Annotated in this window: 1 pseudogene; it reads right to left on the reverse strand. The window is 66.4% G+C overall.

What is annotated here, in order from left to right:
• A pseudogene (locus EOA33_RS37185) lies at positions 1-866 on the reverse strand (sarcosine oxidase subunit alpha family protein); the annotation flags it as partial.

Consider the following 866-nt stretch of genomic DNA (forward strand, 5'->3'; position numbering starts at 1 on the left):
CCCGCAATCTGGCCACGGACGATGCCCATGAAAGGCAGGGTGGCGTTGTCGACGGCGGTGCCGGTGACGCAGGTGGCGAGGATGGCTCTCGCCTTCGGCCCGCCGATCGCAGCGCCTGCCCATTCGTCGGTCACCGAGGTGACGGTGACCTTCAATTCCGGCCAGATCACGTCGAGGAAATATTCCAGATGCTGCATCACCTTGCCGGCATTGGCGGTGGTGGTGGTCATCAGGAAGTCCTGCTCGCCGAGCCGCCAGGTGGTGCCGTCGTCGAAGGCAAGCCCGTCCTCGCGCAGCATCAGGCCGTAGCGCGCCTTGCCGACGGCAAGCGTGGAAAACATGTTGGTGTAGACGCGGTCGAGGAATTCCGCCGCGTCCGGTCCCTGCACGGCGATCTTGCCCAGCGTCGAGACGTCGACGATGCCGGCGCTGTCGCGGGTGGCCTTGGCTTCGCGCACATAGGCCTGCTCGACCGTCTCGCCGGCAAGGCCGTAGATCATCGGCCGGTACCAGAGGCCTGCGGAATACATCCGCGCGCCGTTGGCGATATGCCAGTCGTGCATCGGGGTCAGCCGCTCGGGTTTGAGATCGCCAAAACGCTCGGCCGCCAGCGAGCCGATCGACACCGCCGTGTAGGGTGGGCGGAAGCGCGTCGTGCCGACCTCGGGGATCGGCTTGCCGAGAGCCTCGGCCATGATGGCGAGGCCCGGCACGTTGGAGCTCTTGCCCTGGTCGGTCGCCATGCCAAGCGTGGTGTAGCGCTTGAGGTGCTCGACCGAGATGAAGCCCTCGCGGTGCGCCAACCGCACGTCTTCCGCCGTGACGTCGTGCTGGAAATCGACGAAGCTCTTGCCCGCCGCCTTGAT

The organism is Mesorhizobium sp. M4A.F.Ca.ET.050.02.1.1 (genome assembly GCF_003997725.1).
In the GTDB taxonomy this organism is placed as follows: Bacteria; Pseudomonadota; Alphaproteobacteria; order Rhizobiales; family Rhizobiaceae; genus Mesorhizobium.